Genomic DNA, 16,567 nt, shown 5'->3' with positions numbered 1-16,567 from the left:
GGGCGGGTGGGCAGGAGGCGCGCCGGGCCGGCGCGGCGCCCGGAAAGCGAAACGGCGGACGGGGCGCTTCCGCCCCGCCCGCCGTCGCGAACCGTTCCGATCGTCAGCCTCCGCGGGACCGGACCCCTGATCCCCCGTCGCGGCCGCGCCTGCTCGCCGTCAGCCCGCTGTCACTCCTCGGCCATCGCCTCGGCGCGAGACTTGCCGGTGACCTCGAGCGCGAGCGCCGCGGCCATGAACTTGTCGAGGTCCCCGTCCAGCACGCCGCCGGTGTCCGAGGTCTCGACGTTGGTGCGCAGGTCCTTGACCATCTGGTAGGGCTGCAGGACGTAGGAGCGGATCTGGTTGCCCCAGCCGATCTCGCCCTTGGCGTCGTGGGCCTCCTGGATCGCCTCGTTGCGCCGGCGCAGCTCCATCTCGTAGAGCTTCGACTTCAGCGCGGCCATGGCGTTGGCCCGGTTCTGGTGCTGGGATTTTTCCGAGCTGGTGACCACGATGTTGGTCGGCAGGTGGGTGATGCGCACCGCCGAGTCGGTGGTGTTCACGTGCTGCCCGCCGGCGCCGGACGAGCGGTAGGTGTCGATGCGGATCTCGTTGGGCTTGATGTCGATCTCGATCGAGTCGTCGACCACCGGATAGACCCAGACCGAGCTGAACGAGGTCTGCCGCCGCGCCGCATTGTCGAAGGGCGAGATGCGCACCAGCCGGTGCACCCCCGATTCCGACTTCAGCCAGCCATAGGCGTTCGAGCCGGTGATCTTGTAGGAGGCGGACTTGATGCCGGCCTCCTCGCCCGCGCTCTCGCTCATCAGCTCGACCTTGTAGCCGTGCGCCTCGGCCCAGCGGGTGTACATGCGCGCCAGCATCTGGGCCCAGTCGCAGCTCTCGGTGCCGCCCGCGCCGGCGTTGATCTCGAGGAAGGTGTCCGAGCCGTCGGCCTCGCCGTCCAGCAGCGCCTCGATCTCGGCGGCCGCAGCGCGGTCGCGCAGCTCGGAGAGCGCGGCCTCGGCCTCGCCGATGACCTCGGCGTCGTCTTCCATCTCGCCCAGCTCGATCAGCTCGATGTTGTCGGCCAGCTCCTGCGCCACGCCCTTGGTCCGGTCGAGCGCGTCGGCCAGCGTCTGGCGGTCGCGCATCACCTTCTGGGCGTTGGCGGGGTCGTCCCACAGGGTGGGGTCCTCGACCCGGGCGTTCAGCTCCTCCAGCCGATGCTCGGCCGTTTCCCAGCCCAGGCGCTTGCGCAGCAGGTCCAGCGATTTCTCGATCTCGGCGACGACGCCCTGGGTTTCCGCGCGCATGGGAACATGCTCCTCGTCCTGACGGCGCGCGGAGGCCCCCGCCGGGCGGGAGCGCGCGCATTCGGGGGGATTTAGACCGCGCAGGCGCGCGGCTCAAGAGAGCGGCGCGCCTGCGACCGTCCGCAAGGGCGCGGCGCAGCCGCTCAGTAGAGCCCGCCGGAGCCGAAGCCCCCCGCCGCAGGCTTCGGCGGCGCAGGGCGTCCGCCCCCGCCCGAAGCGTCGCCGCCCGACGGCGCGGCCCCGCCGCCATAGGCGCCGCCGGTGTCGGCGCTGGCGTCGAGCGACATCGGCAGGTCGCCGCCCTTGTAGGCCACGAAGCCGCCGTCGATGACCCGGCCGCCCGAGTATTCGCCGACCTGGGGCTCCTCGCCCGGATGGAAGGCCTCGACCACCACGCCCGCGCCCGAGGCGTCGTCGGGCAGACGGCGGCCCGAGCTGCGGTCGATCTTGGCCATCACCGCGCCCTGCGGCACGTGGAAATCGAGATGCGGACGGTCCTTCATCGCCTGTTCCATGAAGGCCTTGATCACCGGCCCGCACATGGTCGCGCCATAGGCGCCGCGGCCCATCGGCCGGGGATTGTCGTAGCCGATGTAGCAGCCCGCCACCATGTTGGGGGTGAAGGCGATCAGCCAGGCGTCGCGGGCGTCGTTGGTGGTGCCGGTCTTGGCCGCCATCGGCATGCCCAGCGAAGCGAGCGTCGTGGCCGTGCCCCGCTCGACCGTGCCGCGCATCATCGAGGTCAGCTGGAAGGCCGTCACCGGATCCATGATCAGCTGCTTGTCGGGGGTGGGCACCGGCTCCTTCAGCCCGGCCTCCCACACGTCGACGCAGTCGTAGCAGGCGCGGTTGTCCTGCTTGAACAGGGTCTCGCCATAGCGGTCCTGCACGCGGTCGACCAGCGTCGGCTCGATCCTCCAGCCGCCGTTGGCGAACATCCCGTAGGCGCCGACCATCTGGTAGAGCGTGGTCTCGCCCGCGCCCAGCGCGTAGCTCAGGTGGTGGGGCATGTTTTTGTAGACGTTGAAGCGCTCGGCATATTCGGCGACGCGGTCCATGCCGATCTCCTGCGCCAGGCGAACCGTCATCACGTTGCGCGACTGCTCGATGCCCACCCGCATCGGCGAGGGGCCGTAGAACTTGCGCGAAGAGTTCTCGGGCCGCCACATCTCCTCCGCGCCGGTGTCGATGACGATCGGCGCGTCGAGAATGACCGAGCTGGGCGTGTAGCCGTTGTCGAGCGCGGCGGCATAGACGAAGGGCTTGAACGACGAGCCAGGCTGACGCCGCGCCTGGGTGGCGCGGTTGAACACCGAGGTCTCGAAGCTGAAGCCGCCCTGCATCGCCAGCACCCGGCCCGTGGTCGGGTCCATGGCCATGAACGCGCCCTCGATCTCGGGGATCTGGCGCAACGACCAGTTGTCGAGCACGGCCAGCAGGTCCTGGTCCCAGACGTCGGTGATCTCGGCGCCCTCGGCGTTCTCGGCCGCGACCATGATCACGTCGCCCACCGAATAGATGTCGGCGGGCGCGCGCGGGGCGCGGCCGACGCCGCCGCCTTCCAGCTCGGGCTTGGCCCAGCCGGCGTCGGCGATGCCGACATAGTGGCCGTCCTCGTCCTCGGGGACGCCCTGCACGCCGATGCGCGCGGTCGTGTCGCCCACCTCGAGCACCACGGCGGGGAACCAGCCGGGGATGTCGGCGGGCGCCCGCTCGCGCCACAGGGCCCGGCGCCAGTCGTCCTCGGTGGTCAGCTTCGCGGGATCGATGCGCGCGATCGGGCCGCGCCAGCCCTGACGCTCCTTGTCCCAGTCGACCAGGCGCGCGCGCAGGGCGTCCGCGCCCACGCGCTGCAGCTTGGGATCGAGGGTGGCGCGCACGGTCAGGCCGCCGCCCTCGACCTCGTCCTGGCCCAGCCGCTCGACCAGCTGGCGGCGGATCTCCTCGGAGAAGTAGTCCCGCGGCGGCACCGTCTGGATCTCGGGCTCCATCGAGCCGTCGAGGATCGTGTTCAGCGGATCCAGCATCGCGGCGTCATGCTGGGCCTGGTCGATGAAGCCGGCGCGCAGCATCTGGCCGAGCACATAGCCGCGCCGCTCGAGCGCGATCTCGCGGTCGTCGACGGGGTGCAGGTTGGAGGGGGCCTTGGGCAGGGCGGCGAGGTAGGCCGCCTCGGCCACGCTCAGGTGCGCCAGCGACTTGCCGAAATAGTTGGCCGCGGCCGCCGCGACGCCGTAGGCGCGCGCGCCGAGGTAGATCTCGTTGAGGTAGAGCTCGAGGATCTCGTCCTTCGTCAGCACCTGCTCCATGCGGGTGGCGAGGATGATCTCCTTGAACTTGCGGTCGAAGCTGCGCTCGTTGGTCAGCAGGAAGTTCTTCATCACCTGCTGGGTGATGGTCGAGGCACCGCGCAGCCGGCCGCCGCGGGCGTAGTCGGCCACGGCGCCCACGATGCCCATCGCGTCAAAGCCGTGGTGGTCGTAGAAATTGCGGTCCTCGGCGGCGATGAAGGCGTTCTTGACCAGGTCGGGGATCTCGTCGATGGGCGCGAAGATCCGTCGCTCGGTCAGGTATTCGGCCATCACCCGGCCGTCGCGGTCGTAGACGCGGCTCAGGGTGGCGGGCTGGTAGTTCTCGAGACTCTCGTGGGACGGCAGATCGTTTCCATAGTGCCAGACCATGACCGCCATCGCGCCCAGTCCGAAGATGGCCCCGATGGAGATGATGCTGAACACCCATGCCAGAAAGCGCGTCATGCCCGATCCCGTTCCTTGATCCGCCCCGGTCGACTCGATGCGACAGGACTCGCGGAACATAGTGACCGAGCGAGGGCGACGACAGGGCGTCGTGGCGGCGCAGCGGACGATCCTGCGACGGGTTTGGCGCAATCGGGGCGAACTGGGGCGCTCAGCGGGCGAGGGCTGCGAAGGGCTGCGCCGCCTGCGCCCCCGCCCAGGCGTCGAGCCCCTCGACAAGCGCGCCTGCCGCCCGGCCGCGCCAGGCGGGGTCGCGCATCCGGGCAAGGTCCTGCGCGTTCGAGAGGAACCCCAGCTCGATCAGCGCGGCGGGCACGCGCGAGGATTTCAGCACCCGGAACCCCGCGTGGCTGTGCGCCCGCCCGCGCAGCATCGGCGTCGACGCGCCGAGCGACCCGGCCAGCGCCTCGCCCATCGCGCGCGAGGCCTGAAGCGCCCGCCGCATGCCGATCTCGTGCACCGCGCGCAGGGCGGCGTCGGGCTCCACCGCCCGGTCGTCGCCCGGCGCCACGTCGGCCCGGTTCTCCGAATCGGCCAGCGCCGCGGTCTCGGCGTCCGAGGGCCCGGCCGAGAGCGTGAAGATCGAGGCGCCCACGGCGTCGCCGCGCGCCACGGTGTTGGCATGCAGCGACAGGAGGGCGGCGGCGCCGGCGGCCTCGGCCCGGGAGACCCGCTCGGCCAGCCCCAGATAGCGGTCGTCCTCGCGGGTGAAGGCGACGCGCCAGCGGCCGGTCGCCTCGAGCGCCTTGGCGAGATCGCGGGCGAAGGTCATCACCAGCGCCTTCTCGACCGCCTCGCCCCGGATCGCGCCGGGGTCCATGCCGCCGTGGCCGGGGTCGAGCATCACCAGCGGCCGCGGATCGGCGGGCGGCGGCGCAGGCGCGAGCGGCCCCAGCCCCTCCGGCCAGCCGGCGGCCGCGGCGAAGCGATCGGGCGAGGCGTAGGCGAGCTCCAGCCGCAGGATGGTCGGCCCGTCGGGACGGCCGGGATCGGGGAACTGCACCGCCTCGGCCAGGCGCGCGGGCCGGGCGAGATCCAGCACCAGCCGCGCCCGCCCGTCGGCCGCGAGCCCCGCGCGCACGCGCGTCACCAGACCGCCGGGCGGCGGCGCGGGGGGCGCGCCCTCCCAGGCGGGGCCGTCGAAGCTGACCACGAGGCGCGGAGGGTCCTGCAAGGCGAAGACCTCGAACCCGCTCGCGCGAGGCAGGCGCAGCGCGACGCGGGTGCGCCCCTGCGCATGGCGCAGGCCCAGGATCAGGGGGGCGGCGGGAACGATCTCGGGCGCCTCCGAGGCAGGCGCCGTGCCCGGAGTGATGGCGAATGCGGCGATCAGCGCCGCGGCGCTTGCGCACACAGTCGCCAGCCGGCGGCGGGCGCCGCCACGGCGCCCGCTCACAGACGGATATGGAAACCGCATCCAGATCATAAACTTGCGCGACTTTCAGGGGTCTTTCGCGACGGCGACGCGCCCCCCTCTGCCGGCACGCCCCCTTGCCATGCCGCCCCGGGGCTTTCCGATTGTCAAGACGACCGCCCGCCGTCTATATTGCTCAGGCTGCGGAAGACCCGGGCCGCCGACGCCACCGTGCGACAGGCCCTCGGGCGCCGCTGCCCGATGAACGAACAGGTTTTTCGGACGACGCCCCGGCGAATTTCCGGACCCCAGGAGGATGCGGCGCATGTCCGCCCCCTGAGGACAGCCGGCGACGGCGCGTCACCGAACTCGGGCCGGGATCCCCAACCGGACGACGGCCCCCCGATGCGACCGCGCCGCGAAGACGACCGACGGCGTGATCTTGGAGACCAGACCGCGATGCCCCAGCCCTGCCGGACCTGCGAAGACGGAAGACGCGCCTCGGCGCCGTTCGTTCCGCGCGCGGGCCTGACCGGCGGACCCGGGATCGCCCGTATCGAGACCGGCGCGCCCCTGCTGCGTCCGCCCCCGCAAGGCCGGGCGGCGCAGGAGGCCTCGTTCCGGCGTGGGAGACCATGGCGAAGAAGATGCTCATTGACGCGACGCACCCGGAGGAGACCCGGGTCGTCGTCGCAGACGGCAACAAGGTAGAAGATTTCGACTTCGAGACGATCTCGAAGAAGCAGATCGCCGGCAATATCTACCTCGCGAAAGTGACCCGGGTGGAGCCCTCGCTCCAGGCCGCGTTCGTGGAGTATGGGGGGAACCGGCACGGCTTCCTCGCCTTCTCCGAGATTCACCCCGACTACTACCAGATCCCCAAGGCCGATCGCGAAGCGCTGATGGCCGAGGAGGAGGAGGAGGCGCGTCGCCGCGCCGCCGCCGACGAGGATCGCCGCGCCGCCCGCCAGGCCGCCGCGGCCGCCCGCGCCGAAGCGAAGTCCCGCGACGCCGCCGGCGATGACGACGAGGACGAGTCGGACGACGACGGCGGGGACGACGACTCCGACGATCGGGACGATTCCCGCCTGGTCGGCGAATCCGCCGACGAGGACGACGACTACGAGGCCGAGCGCCCCGAGACCGTCTCCGAGGGCGAGGATGACGACGACGCGTCGGGCGAGGACGACGCCCGGACGGCCGACGCCTCCGGCACGCCGGAGGAGTCCTCGGACAACTCCGAAAAGCCTGAGGACGACGACGACGGTTCGCCCCGCGTGATGGCCGAGGCCGCCGGCGCGGGCGACGACGACGACGAGCGCGTCGAGGAGGATTACGTCCCCCCCGTGCGCCGTCCCGAGGACGAGGCCGCCGCTCCGACGCCGTCCGAGGCTCCGACTTCCGAGGCGCCGGCCGAGGCCGCCGCTCCCGGGACGACCGAGACCCCGGCGGAGACCGCCGAGACGTCTGCCCCCGAGACGCCTGCCCCCGAGACGCCCGCGGAGGAACCGCCGGTCGCGGAGATCTCGGCCGAGCCCGCGCCCGTCGCAGAGGCGCCGGCGGAGGCTCCGGCGCAGGAGCCCCAGGCAGAGGCCCGCGCGGAAGAGACGACCGTCGCCGCCGAGACGCCGGCCGACTCCCCCGCGGTTGACGCTGCGGTCGAGACCGCCGCCGCCCCCGACGCCGTCGCAGAGGCGCCGGCCGAGGACACCACGGCCCCGGCCGAAACCTCCCGGACGTCGGACGACGACTCCGAGGACGACGACGATTCCTCGGGCGACGACTCCTCGAACGATGACGCTTCGGGCGACGAAGCCTCGGGCGACAAGCGCCGCCGGCGTTCGCGCCGCGGCGGCCGCTCGCGCCGCTCGCGCCGCTCCAAGGCCGACGACGCGCCGGCCGAGGCCAAGGCCGACCCCGCTCCTGTGGTGGACGACTCTTCGGACGACGAGGACGCCGACTCCGCCGCCGATGCGCGGAGCGAGGACGGCGACGATCTCGGCGAGGGCATCTCCGCCCGCCGCATCTTCCAGCGCCGCTACAAGATCCAGGAAGTGATCAAGGTTCGCCAGATCCTCCTGGTCCAGGTCGTCAAGGAAGAGCGCGGCAACAAGGGCGCCGCGCTGACCACCTACCTCAGCCTCGCCGGACGCTATTGCGTGCTGATGCCCAACACCGCGCGCGGCGGCGGCATCTCGCGCAAGATCACCAACGCGGCCGACCGCAAGAAGCTCAAGGACATCGCCGGCGACATCGAGGTGCCGCGCGGCATGGGCCTGATCATCCGCACGGCCGGCGCCAAGCGCACCGCCCAGGAGATCGAGCGCGACTACGAGTACCTGCTGCGCCAGTGGGAGCGGATCCGCGAGACGACCCTGCGCTCGGTCGCGCCGACGCTGATCTACGAGGAAGGCTCGCTGATCAAGCGCGCGATCCGGGATCTGTATGCGCAGGGCATCGACCAGATCTGCGTGGACGGGGACGAGGGCTACAAGGAAGCCAAGGACTACATGTCCATGCTGATGCCCGGCCACGCGCGCAACGTGGTCCGCAACACGGACTCGCAGCCGCTGTTCGCCAAGCACGGGGTGGAGCAGGAGTTGAACTCGATGTTCAACCCCACCGTGCAGCTGAAGTCGGGCGGCTACATCGTCATCGGCGTGACCGAGGCGCTGGTGGCCATCGATATCAACTCCGGCAAGTCGACCAAGGAGGGGTCCATCGAGGACACCGCCCTGAAGACCAACCTGGAGGCGGCCGACGAGATCGCCCGCCAGCTGCGCCTGCGCGACCTCGCCGGCCTGATCGTCATCGACTTCATCGACATGGAGGACCCGCGCAACAACCGGTCCGTCGAGAAGCGGATGAAGGACAAGCTGAAGATCGACCGGGCGCGCATCCAGGTCGGCCGGATCTCGGCTTTCGGCCTGATGGAGATGTCGCGCCAGCGCCTGCGCCCCGGCGTGCTCGAGGCGACGACGGCTCCCTGCGCTCACTGCCACGGGACCGGCGTGGTGCGGGCCGACAGCTCGCTGTCGCTCACCATCCTGCGCCAGCTTGAGGGCGAGGCCGCCCGCGGCCGCGCGCCGGAGCTTTCGGTGCGCGCGCCCATGGGCACGGCGAGCTACCTGCTCAACGACAAGCGCGACCACCTCTCGGGCATCGAAGCCCGCCACGGCGTGGTGATCCGGATCGAGGGCGACCCGTCGCTGTTCTCGCCCGAGTTCCACGTCGAGCGGATCAAGACCGCCAGCCGCCTGCCCCTTCAGGCCCCCCTGCCCGTCTCGATGATGGACGCGCCGGACCTGGAGGAGGTCGAGGAGGCCGAGGTCGTCGAGACCCCGGTCGAGGAGGAGGTCCCCGCGCCCGTCGCCCGGGCCGAGGCGCAGGCCGAGGAGGCCCGTCCCGAGGCGAGCGACGACAAGTCCGACGAGGACGGCTCCCGCCGTCGCCGCGGCCGCCGCGGCGGTCGCCGCCGGAAGCGCGGCGAGGACGGCGAGCCCGGGTCCGACGACGCGCCCGCCTCGGCCGAGAAGGAGGCGTCCCCGGACAAGGACGCCCCGCAGGAGGACGCCGCCGTCTCGGCCCCGGTCTCGCCGGCGACCCTGACGGAGTCGGATGCGCCGATCGAGATCCCCGAGCCCAAGCGCACCCGCCGCCGCCGCAAGCCGAAGAAGTCCGAGGCGCCCGAGGCGACGGCCGCAGAGCCCGAAGCCTCGAGCGAGGAGGCGGCGACGCACGCAGCCCCTGCCAACGAGCCGCCGCAGGACGCGAAAGCTTCGCAGCCGGACGTCGGGAGCGCGGAGGTGGCGCCCGAGGTCGAGGCCTCCCTCGAGGCGGAAGCCAAAGAGCCGAACGCTGTTGTCGATGAGCCCGCTTCGGCGCCCGTCGCAACCGAGGCCGAGCCAGTCGCGCAGACGCCCGCCAAAGAGACGGCCAAGGAGACATCCGAGGCGGCGACCCAGCCCAAGAGACGGGGATGGTGGGCGCTCAAGCGCTGACTCTTCCCGGGGCTGGGGTCGACTGGTTCCAGAGGGGGCGCCTTCCCGGGCGCCTCTTTTCTGTTGGCGACCCTCTGGCGTCGGAGCGGCCTGCCAGCGCCATGCGGCGCCCCAGCCTGCGGCAGGATATGCACCGGCGAGGTGAGCCGTCACGGGTGCCACGGAAGCGACCGGCCGCTGACCTGGACCGCTGTCAAACCATGGCGATCCAGCACAGCACGCGATTCAGTCGGGTCATGGGAGTGTCGTCGGCGGAGCCTGCGCCAGGCTGCCGACGCGCCAGCTCTCGGGATTTTTGTCTTCGCCAGGATTGGCGCGGGAGGTCTGCAGGACCCTCTTGCGCCGGGCGCCGATGAAGCAACGTCGGTCCTGCACGCGACGGTCGTTGCCTATACGCTGTCGTCACAAACGAAAAGCGCCGCCTCAAACCGAGGCGGCGCTTTCAGCAGAGCGTAACGTAGGCGTCAGGACTTGCGGCGACGCGCCACCAAGGCCAGACCGGCCAGGCTTGCGCCCATCAGCGGCAGAGCTGCAGGCAGCGGGACGGCCGTGGCCGTCGGCTCGTAGACATAGGTGATGACCGCCGAAACCGAGCCCGAACCCGTCGGGGTCGTGGTAATGGTGCCGGAGGTGTTCGGCGAGCTGAAGATCGTCCCGTCGAACTCCCAAGTCAGCAGCGAGTTGCCGGTGAACACGCCGAGACCAGTCGTGAAGATCTGCTGGATATCGTCAGTCACTTCGATCGGCGCCAGCGAACCGCTGTCGCCAGCAGTCAGCGAAAGCACAGTCGGCGGCGGCGGATTGAGGTCGCCCGCCGGATCAAGCTCGACGTAGAGCGACGAAGGGCCGGTGCCGGTCATGAACCCATCGACGAGCCAGCGACGAAGGGAACCGTTCGTCACAGCCTCATAGCTGCCGAGCGCGTTCAACGTCGCTTCCCAGTCGATCGTCGCGCTGATCAACGACATGCCCGGAAACAGGGTCGGATCCCACTGCGGCAGGGTCACGGTGAACCCATCGCTCGTTCCGAAGTTCAGAGTGGCGCCTGTAAACCCTTCGGCTCCGGCATCCACACCGGTCGTGTATGAAATCGGCGCCGCATGCGCAGCTGCCGCGAGGGCCACTGCACCGATTGCCCCAAGAATAAAGCTCCGCATCGTGTAGCTCCTAGCTCTCGCTTCCCCATCGAGACCCGGGAGGCTGCCGGAAATCCCGACCACCCCTTTCAGGGCACCCCGCCTATCTCTCTCTAGTTCATTCATACCTCGATTCATCCTGCATGGGAACAGCGATGTTCACATTCCGGCAATCTTGTTCATTAACGCGCAGATGCGGTTCAGGACCGGCCCTTCAGCCAGGTTTTCAACCGGCGGGCGCCCTCGGCGATATGGGCTTCGCTTCGCGCGAAACTGAAACGCACGAAGGAGTTTCCGCGGATTGGATCGAAATCGTGGCCGGGCGTGGCCGCGACTCCGGCCTCGCAGAGCATCCGCTCGCAGAAGGCGCGGCTGTCGTCAGTCATGTTCGTGACGTCGGCGTACAGGTAGAAGGCGCCGTCGGCGGGGGCGAACTCGGTGAACCCGGCCCCGGGCAATTCATTCATCAGAAGGGACCTGTTCACCTCATAAACCCCTCTGTTCGCTTCGCATTCATCTTCAGCTTGCAGCGCGGCGAGCGCGGCGATCTGGCTGACGTGAGGCGCGCAGATGAAGAAATTCTGGGCCAGCCGCTCGACCGTGCGGACCATCCCCGGAGGCACGACCATCCAGCCGATCCGCCAGCCGGTCATCGACCAGTACTTCGAGAACGAATTGATCACGAAAACATCATCGGTGACCTCGAGCGCGCTCACCGCCGGCCCGGCATAGGTCAACCCGTGATAGATCTCGTCCGAGATGAAGCCGGCCCCACGGGCCGAGCAGGCCCGCGCCAGCGCCGCCAGCGCCTCGCGATCGAGCATCGTGCCGGAGGGATTCGCCGGGCTCGCCACCAGCAGCCCGTCGGCCTCGCCGAGATCCTCGGGCCGGGGCTGCCATCTCGATTCGGGACCGGTCTCGATTCGCACCGGTTCGATCCCCAGAGCCGAGAGAATGTTGCGGTAGCTGGGATATCCCGGGTCCCCGAGCGCCACGCGGGCGCCCGCCTCGAACAGCGACAGGAACGCCAGCGTGAAGGCGCCAGAGCTGCCGGCGGTGACGATCACGCGGGAGGGATCCAGCGCGATCCCGTGACGACGGCGATAGAGGTCGGCGATCGCCTCGCGCAGCTCGGGGAGGCCCAGGGCGACGGTGTAGCCCAGCGGCTCGCCCGACATCGCGTGGGCCACCGCCTCGCGCGCGGCGCGGGGCGCAGGGGTCGAGGGCTGGCCGACCTCCATGTGGATCACGTCGCGCCCGCCGGCTTCCATTTCGCGCACGCGCTCCATGATATCCATCACCATGAAGGGAGCCACGGCGCTCCTCCTTGAACTCTTCATCTTTTTCGGCTCCTGATGACCTGCGCGCGCCTTCAGCGTGGGGTCCGGCCGCCGAGGCGGTCAACCTCGACCGGTCCCCCCGGGCGCGGCCGACCGGCGCGGCGCAAGCAGGCGGAGAGGGGCGACCCGCTCCGCGCAGGATCACGGGCCGCGCCGCCGATGCGCGGCCGAGACCGAAGGCGAGCCGCGGACGTGCCCCAGACCCTCTCCCGCCCCACCCGCGCGCCCGCGCCGTCCCGGCTGGGACGGGCGGCCCGCGCGCTGGCCTTCGCCGCGGCCACGCTCGCCGCATTCGTCCAGCCCGCCGCCGCCGCAGGCTTCGTGCGCGACGCGGAGACGGAGGCGACGCTAAAGCGCCTGTCGGACCCGCTGTTCCGGGCGGCCGGCGTGGCGCCCGACTCGATCGAGATCCGGATCTTCGACGACCGGCTGCCCAACGCCTTCGTGTATGGCGGCCGCAACCTGGTGGTCTCGACCGGCCTGTTGCGCGACTTCGCCGAGCCCGCGCAGCTGCAGGGCGTGATCGCCCACGAGATCGGGCACATCACCGGCGGCCACCTGGCCCGCCGGCAGATCGCCATGAACAACCTGCGCGGCCCGGCGATGGCGGGCGTGCTGCTGGGCATCGCCGCGGCCGCCGCGGCGGGGCTCGCGGGGGGCGCGGGAGGCGCTGCGGCGGGCGTGGGCCTGGGCGCAGGCTCCCAGACCGCGATCCAGCGGGCGCTGCTGTCGTTCAGCCGGGGCGAGGAATCGGCCGCCGACCAGGCCGGCATCACCTATCTCGAGCGCGCCGGCGTCGACCCGATGGGCATGGAGACGGTGCTGGAGAAGTTCCGCGGGCAGGAGGTGTTCTCCTCCCGCCACGTCGACCCCTACGCGCTGACCCATCCGGTCTCGACCGAGCGCCTCTCGGCCATCCGCCGCCGCGCCGGCGAGTCCCCCGCCCGCGGCCGGGCGCCCGATCCCGAGCTTGTCTACTGGGTCGACAGGATGGAGGCGAAGCTGGAGGGGTTCCTCGAGAATCCCGCCGCCGTGCTGCGCCGGCTCGACCCCGATGATCATTCGGAGTTCGCCACCCTGCGCCGCGCCGTCGCCCTGCACCGCGCCCCCGACCCGGACGCCGCAGTGGCCGAGGCCGAGAGGCTGATCGGGTTCCGCCCCGACGACCCCTATTACCATGAGCTCAAGGGCCAGATCCTGCTCGAGAGCGGCCGCGGGGTCGAGGCGGTCGCCCCCTATCGCCGCGCCGTGGCGCTGGCCCCCGACGAGCCGCTGATCCTGGGCTACCTCGGGCGCGCGCTGCTTTCGGTCGGCTCGCCCGCCGCGGACCGCGAGGCGCTGGCCGCGCTCGAGCACGGGGCCGAGCAGTCCGAGGGCGGCGACCCCGGTCTGCTGCGCGATCTCGCCTACGCCTACGCCCGCACGGGCCAGGAGGGGCGCGCCGCGCTGGCCACGGCCGAGCGGATGATGCTGATCAACCAGCCCATCGACGCCCACCGCATGGCCGAGCGCGCCAAGGGCCTGCTGCCCGCGGGCTCGCCCCCCTGGCTGCAGGCCGACGACATCGTCGTTGCGACGAAGGCGATGCAGCAATGACGCTCCTGCCGTGCTACGCCGCCCCCGCCCTCGATGGGCGCCCCTTCGCCTCCGCGCCCGGCGCGGCCCCCCGGATCGCCCCTTCGACGGAGTGACAGGACCATGACGCCGACCGCCCCCAAGCCCTTTCCTCGCCCCGCCGGGCTGCTTGCCGCCGCCGCGCTTGTCCTGGGGGGGCTTGCCGCCCTCCCGACCCCCCTCGCGGCGCAGAGCGCCCTGTCCGAGGCCATGGAGCTCGACCCCGAGGGGCGCGCGGTGCTGCGCGCCGAGATCCGGCGCTACCTGCTCGAGCATCCCGAAGTGATCATGGAGGCGGTGAAGGTCCTCGAGGACCGGCGCGAGGCGGCCGAGGCCGACCAGGCCCGCGACATGGTCTCGGAGAACCGCGACGAGATCCGCGACGACGGCTATTCCCATGTCGCCGGCAACCCCGACGGGGACGTCACCGTGGTCGAGTTCATCGACTACAACTGCGGCTACTGCAAGAAGGCCCACGCCGACGTGCGCAAGCTGGTCGAGACCGACGCCGGCCTGCGCTATGTGGTCAAGGAGTTCCCGATCCTCGGCCCGTCCTCGGTGACCGCGGCCAAGGCGGCGCTGGCGTCCCGCTCGCAGCAGGACGGGCGGCTCTACATGGCCTTCAACGATGCGCTGATGGACCACCGCGGGGCGCTGACCGACGCGCAAGTCTGGTCGATCGCAGGCGAGGTGGGCCTCGACGTCGAGGCTCTGAAGGCCGAGGCCGAGTCGCCCGCGATCAAGGACCAGATCGAGCGGACCTACGACCTGGCCAAGAAGCTCGAGATCCAGGGCACCCCCACTTTCGTGATCGGCGACGAGCTGGTGCGCGGCTACGCCCCCCTCGACCACATGCGCGACGTGGTGGCCGCGGCCCGCGAAAAGCAGGGCTGAGCGCCCGCCCGGGCCGCCCAGCGCCCTCCGATCGTTCGCGAACGCCCCCCCACGCCCCTCCGCGCCACGCGGGGCCGGCTGGCGGGGGGCGCCCGGCGGGGGCGCTCGCGGGTCCGACATCAGGCCCGGGCGCCCGCGCCCGCCCGGACCGCGAACGACGCGGCCCTTGGCAAAGACCCTTATCAACGTGTAAACGCCGCAGCGACGACTCCGGGGGCCCGCGTCGCCTGACCAATGGCGTCGCTCCGTCAGGCCTCGCAACAGCGCGAACCCTGCATGAGCAAGCACCACGAAGCCGACATCGCCTTCATCCGTCAGCTCGCCGAGCTGCTTCGGGAGACCGAGTTGACCGAGATCGAGGTCGACCGGGAGTATGGCGAGGACGATCACCTCAGCGTGCGCGTCAGCCGCCAGCTTCAGGCCGCCCCCCCTGTTCAGGTCGCCGTCCCGGCCGCCGCCGCGCCTGCCCCGGCCTCCGCGCCGGCAGAGGCGACGGGGGACGCCGCCGACGACCTCGCCCGCCACCCGGGCGCCGTCGCCTCGCCGATGGTGGGCACCGTCTACCTCCAGGCCGAACCCGGCGCGCCCAGCTTCGTGCGCGTGGGGGACCAGGTCTCCGAGGGTCAGACGCTGCTGATCGTCGAGGCGATGAAGACCATGAACCAGATCCCCTCCCCGCGCGCGGGCACGGTGAAACGGATCCTGGTTTCCGACGGCACGCCGGTCGAGTTCGGCGCCCCCCTGATGATCATCGAGTGACGCCGGACCGCGGGCAGACCCCGCCGGTTCCTCGTCCTTATTCGGGAGCGCTTCGATGTTCGACAAGGTCCTGATCGCCAACCGGGGCGAGATCGCCCTGCGCATCCATCGCGCCTGCCGCGAGATGGGCGTCAAGACGGTGGCGGTGCATTCCACCGCCGACGCAGACGCCATGCATGTGCGCCTCGCCGACGAGAGCGTGTGCATCGGCCCCCCGGCCGCCGCGCAGAGCTATCTCAACATCCCCTCGATCATCTCGGCCTGCGAGATCACCGGGGCCGAGGCGATCCACCCCGGCTACGGCTTCCTGTCCGAGAACGCCAACTTCGTGCAGATCGTCGAGGATCACGGGCTGACCTTCATCGGCCCGTCGGCGGCGCACATCCGGGTGATGGGCGACAAGATCGCCGCCAAGGACACGATGAAGGCGCTGGGCGTGCCCTGCGTGCCCGGCTCCGACGGCGCCGTGACCTCCGTGGAGGAGGCCCTGGCCGTCGCCAGGGACATCGGCTACCCGGTGCTGGTGAAGGCCAGCGCGGGGGGCGGCGGGCGCGGCATGAAGGTGGCGCGCGACGCCTCCGAGCTGCCCAACGCCTGGTCCTCGGCCCGCTCCGAGGCGCGGGCCGCCTTCGGCGACGATGCGGTCTATCTCGAGAAATACCTCGGCACGCCGCGGCACATCGAGATCCAGGTCTTCGGCGACGGCGAGGGCCGCGCGGTGCATCTGGGCGAGCGGGACTGCTCCCTCCAGCGCCGCCACCAGAAGGTGTTCGAGGAGTGCCCCTCCCCGGTGCTGAGCGCCGCCGACCGCAAGCGCATCGGCGAGACCTGCGCGGACGCGATCGCGCGCATGGGCTATCGCGGGGCCGGCACCATCGAGTTCCTGTGGGAGAACGGCGAGTTCTATTTCATCGAAATGAACACCCGCCTGCAGGTCGAGCACCCGGTGACCGAGGCCGTCTGGCGCGTGGATCTCGTCAAGGAGCAGCTGCGCGTCGCGGCCGGCCACCCGATGACCTTCGACCAGGCGACCCTGCGCCCCGAGGGCCACGCCATCGAGTGCCGCCTGAACGCCGAGCGCCTGCCCGACTTCGCGCCCTCGCCGGGCACGATCACGGCCTTCCACGCGCCCGGCGGGCTGGGCGTGCGGATGGACAGCGCCATCTACCGCGGCTACCGGATCCCGCCCTATTACGACAGCCTGATCGGCAAGCTGATCGTGCACGCCGAGGATCGCCCCGCGGCGCTGGCGCGCCTGCGCCGGGCGCTGGCCGAGATGATCGTGGATGGCATCGACACCACCGCGCCGCTGTTCGACGCGCTGGCCGCCGACCCCGAGGTCCAGGCCGGCGCCTACGACATCCACTGGCTGGAAAGCTGGCTGAGCGGCGGCCGCGACTGACCCGCCTGCCACG

At 71.2% G+C, this 16,567-nt stretch carries 10 protein-coding genes; 5 read left to right on the top strand and 5 right to left on the bottom strand.

Features of this window, described 5'->3' with window-relative positions:
* Positions 1-170: 170 nt before the first annotated feature.
* From prfB to AAC134_RS09310, 3 genes are all read right to left on the bottom strand, one after another.
* Positions 171-1,298: a peptide chain release factor 2 gene (prfB, locus tag AAC134_RS09320; protein WP_339948808.1), complete on the bottom strand. Its 1,128-nt coding sequence runs from the start codon at positions 1,296-1,298 to the stop codon at positions 171-173.
* A gap of 143 nt (positions 1,299-1,441) precedes the next feature.
* Complete coding sequence (locus tag AAC134_RS09315; protein WP_339948807.1) at positions 1,442-4,054, bottom strand: penicillin-binding protein 1A; 2,613 nt, start codon at positions 4,052-4,054, stop codon at positions 1,442-1,444.
* Positions 4,055-4,205: 151 nt separating this feature from the next.
* Positions 4,206-5,408, bottom strand: a complete 1,203-nt coding sequence (locus AAC134_RS09310) for an N-acetylmuramoyl-L-alanine amidase (protein WP_339948806.1) — start codon at positions 5,406-5,408, stop codon at positions 4,206-4,208.
* Positions 5,409-6,043: 635 nt separating this feature from the next.
* Here AAC134_RS09310 and AAC134_RS09305 point away from each other — a divergent pair.
* The gene (locus AAC134_RS09305) at positions 6,044-9,409 is read left to right on the top strand and encodes an Rne/Rng family ribonuclease (RefSeq protein ID WP_339948805.1); all 3,366 of its coding nucleotides are present in this window, start codon (positions 6,044-6,046) and stop codon (positions 9,407-9,409) included.
* Positions 9,410-9,873: 464 nt separating this feature from the next.
* On the opposite strand, the gene AAC134_RS09300 is transcribed toward AAC134_RS09305, so the two are convergent.
* On the bottom strand, positions 9,874-10,566 hold the full coding sequence (locus AAC134_RS09300; RefSeq protein WP_339948804.1) for a VPLPA-CTERM sorting domain-containing protein: 693 nt from the start codon (positions 10,564-10,566) through the stop codon (positions 9,874-9,876).
* A 179-nt stretch (positions 10,567-10,745) separates the two neighbouring features.
* Complete coding sequence (locus AAC134_RS09295) at positions 10,746-11,885, bottom strand: aminotransferase class I/II-fold pyridoxal phosphate-dependent enzyme (RefSeq protein ID WP_339948803.1); 1,140 nt, start codon at positions 11,883-11,885, stop codon at positions 10,746-10,748.
* 192 nt (positions 11,886-12,077) lie between these two features.
* Between AAC134_RS09295 and AAC134_RS09290 the strand changes: the two genes are divergently transcribed.
* The 4 genes from AAC134_RS09290 to accC all read left to right on the top strand — a co-directional run bounded on the left by AAC134_RS09290 (position 12,078) and on the right by accC (position 16,554).
* Positions 12,078-13,481 carry a M48 family metalloprotease gene (locus AAC134_RS09290; RefSeq protein WP_339948802.1) on the top strand — a complete coding sequence of 468 codons (1,404 nt, stop codon included), beginning with the start codon at positions 12,078-12,080 and terminating at the stop codon, positions 13,479-13,481.
* Between the two features lie 102 nt (positions 13,482-13,583).
* On the top strand, positions 13,584-14,393 hold the full coding sequence (locus AAC134_RS09285) for a DsbA family protein (RefSeq protein ID WP_339948801.1): 810 nt from the start codon (positions 13,584-13,586) through the stop codon (positions 14,391-14,393).
* A 276-nt stretch (positions 14,394-14,669) separates the two neighbouring features.
* Positions 14,670-15,152, top strand: a complete 483-nt coding sequence (gene accB / locus AAC134_RS09280) for an acetyl-CoA carboxylase biotin carboxyl carrier protein (protein ID WP_339948800.1) — start codon at positions 14,670-14,672, stop codon at positions 15,150-15,152.
* Positions 15,153-15,207: 55 nt separating this feature from the next.
* Positions 15,208-16,554, top strand: coding sequence for an acetyl-CoA carboxylase biotin carboxylase subunit (accC, locus tag AAC134_RS09275; protein WP_339948799.1), 1,347 nt, complete (start codon positions 15,208-15,210; stop codon positions 16,552-16,554).
* Positions 16,555-16,567: the final 13 nt, after the last annotated feature.

Origin of the sequence: uncultured Albimonas sp., assembly GCF_963977235.1 — a bacterium.
Lineage (GTDB): Bacteria > Pseudomonadota > Alphaproteobacteria > Rhodobacterales > Rhodobacteraceae > Albimonas.
Note: the sequence above shows the minus strand (reverse complement) of the source record. Positions and strands in the feature narration are given on the sequence as shown.

Bases quoted from the DNA above. Each gene is read 5' to 3' on its own strand.
- prfB (WP_339948808.1), bottom strand. From the start codon at position 1,298: ATGCGCGCGGAAACCCAGGGCGTCGTCGCCGAGATCGAGAAATCGCTG.
- AAC134_RS09315 (WP_339948807.1), bottom strand. From the start codon at position 4,054: ATGACGCGCTTTCTGGCATGGGTGTTCAGCATCATCTCCATCGGGGCC.
- AAC134_RS09305 (WP_339948805.1), top strand. From the start codon at position 6,044: ATGGCGAAGAAGATGCTCATTGACGCGACGCACCCGGAGGAGACCCGG.
- AAC134_RS09300 (WP_339948804.1), bottom strand. From the start codon at position 10,566: ATGCGGAGCTTTATTCTTGGGGCAATCGGTGCAGTGGCCCTCGCGGCA.
- AAC134_RS09295 (WP_339948803.1), bottom strand. From the start codon at position 11,885: ATGAAGAGTTCAAGGAGGAGCGCCGTGGCTCCCTTCATGGTGATGGAT.
- AAC134_RS09285 (WP_339948801.1), top strand. From the start codon at position 13,584: ATGACGCCGACCGCCCCCAAGCCCTTTCCTCGCCCCGCCGGGCTGCTT.
- accB (WP_339948800.1), top strand. From the start codon at position 14,670: ATGAGCAAGCACCACGAAGCCGACATCGCCTTCATCCGTCAGCTCGCC.
- accC (WP_339948799.1), top strand. From the start codon at position 15,208: ATGTTCGACAAGGTCCTGATCGCCAACCGGGGCGAGATCGCCCTGCGC.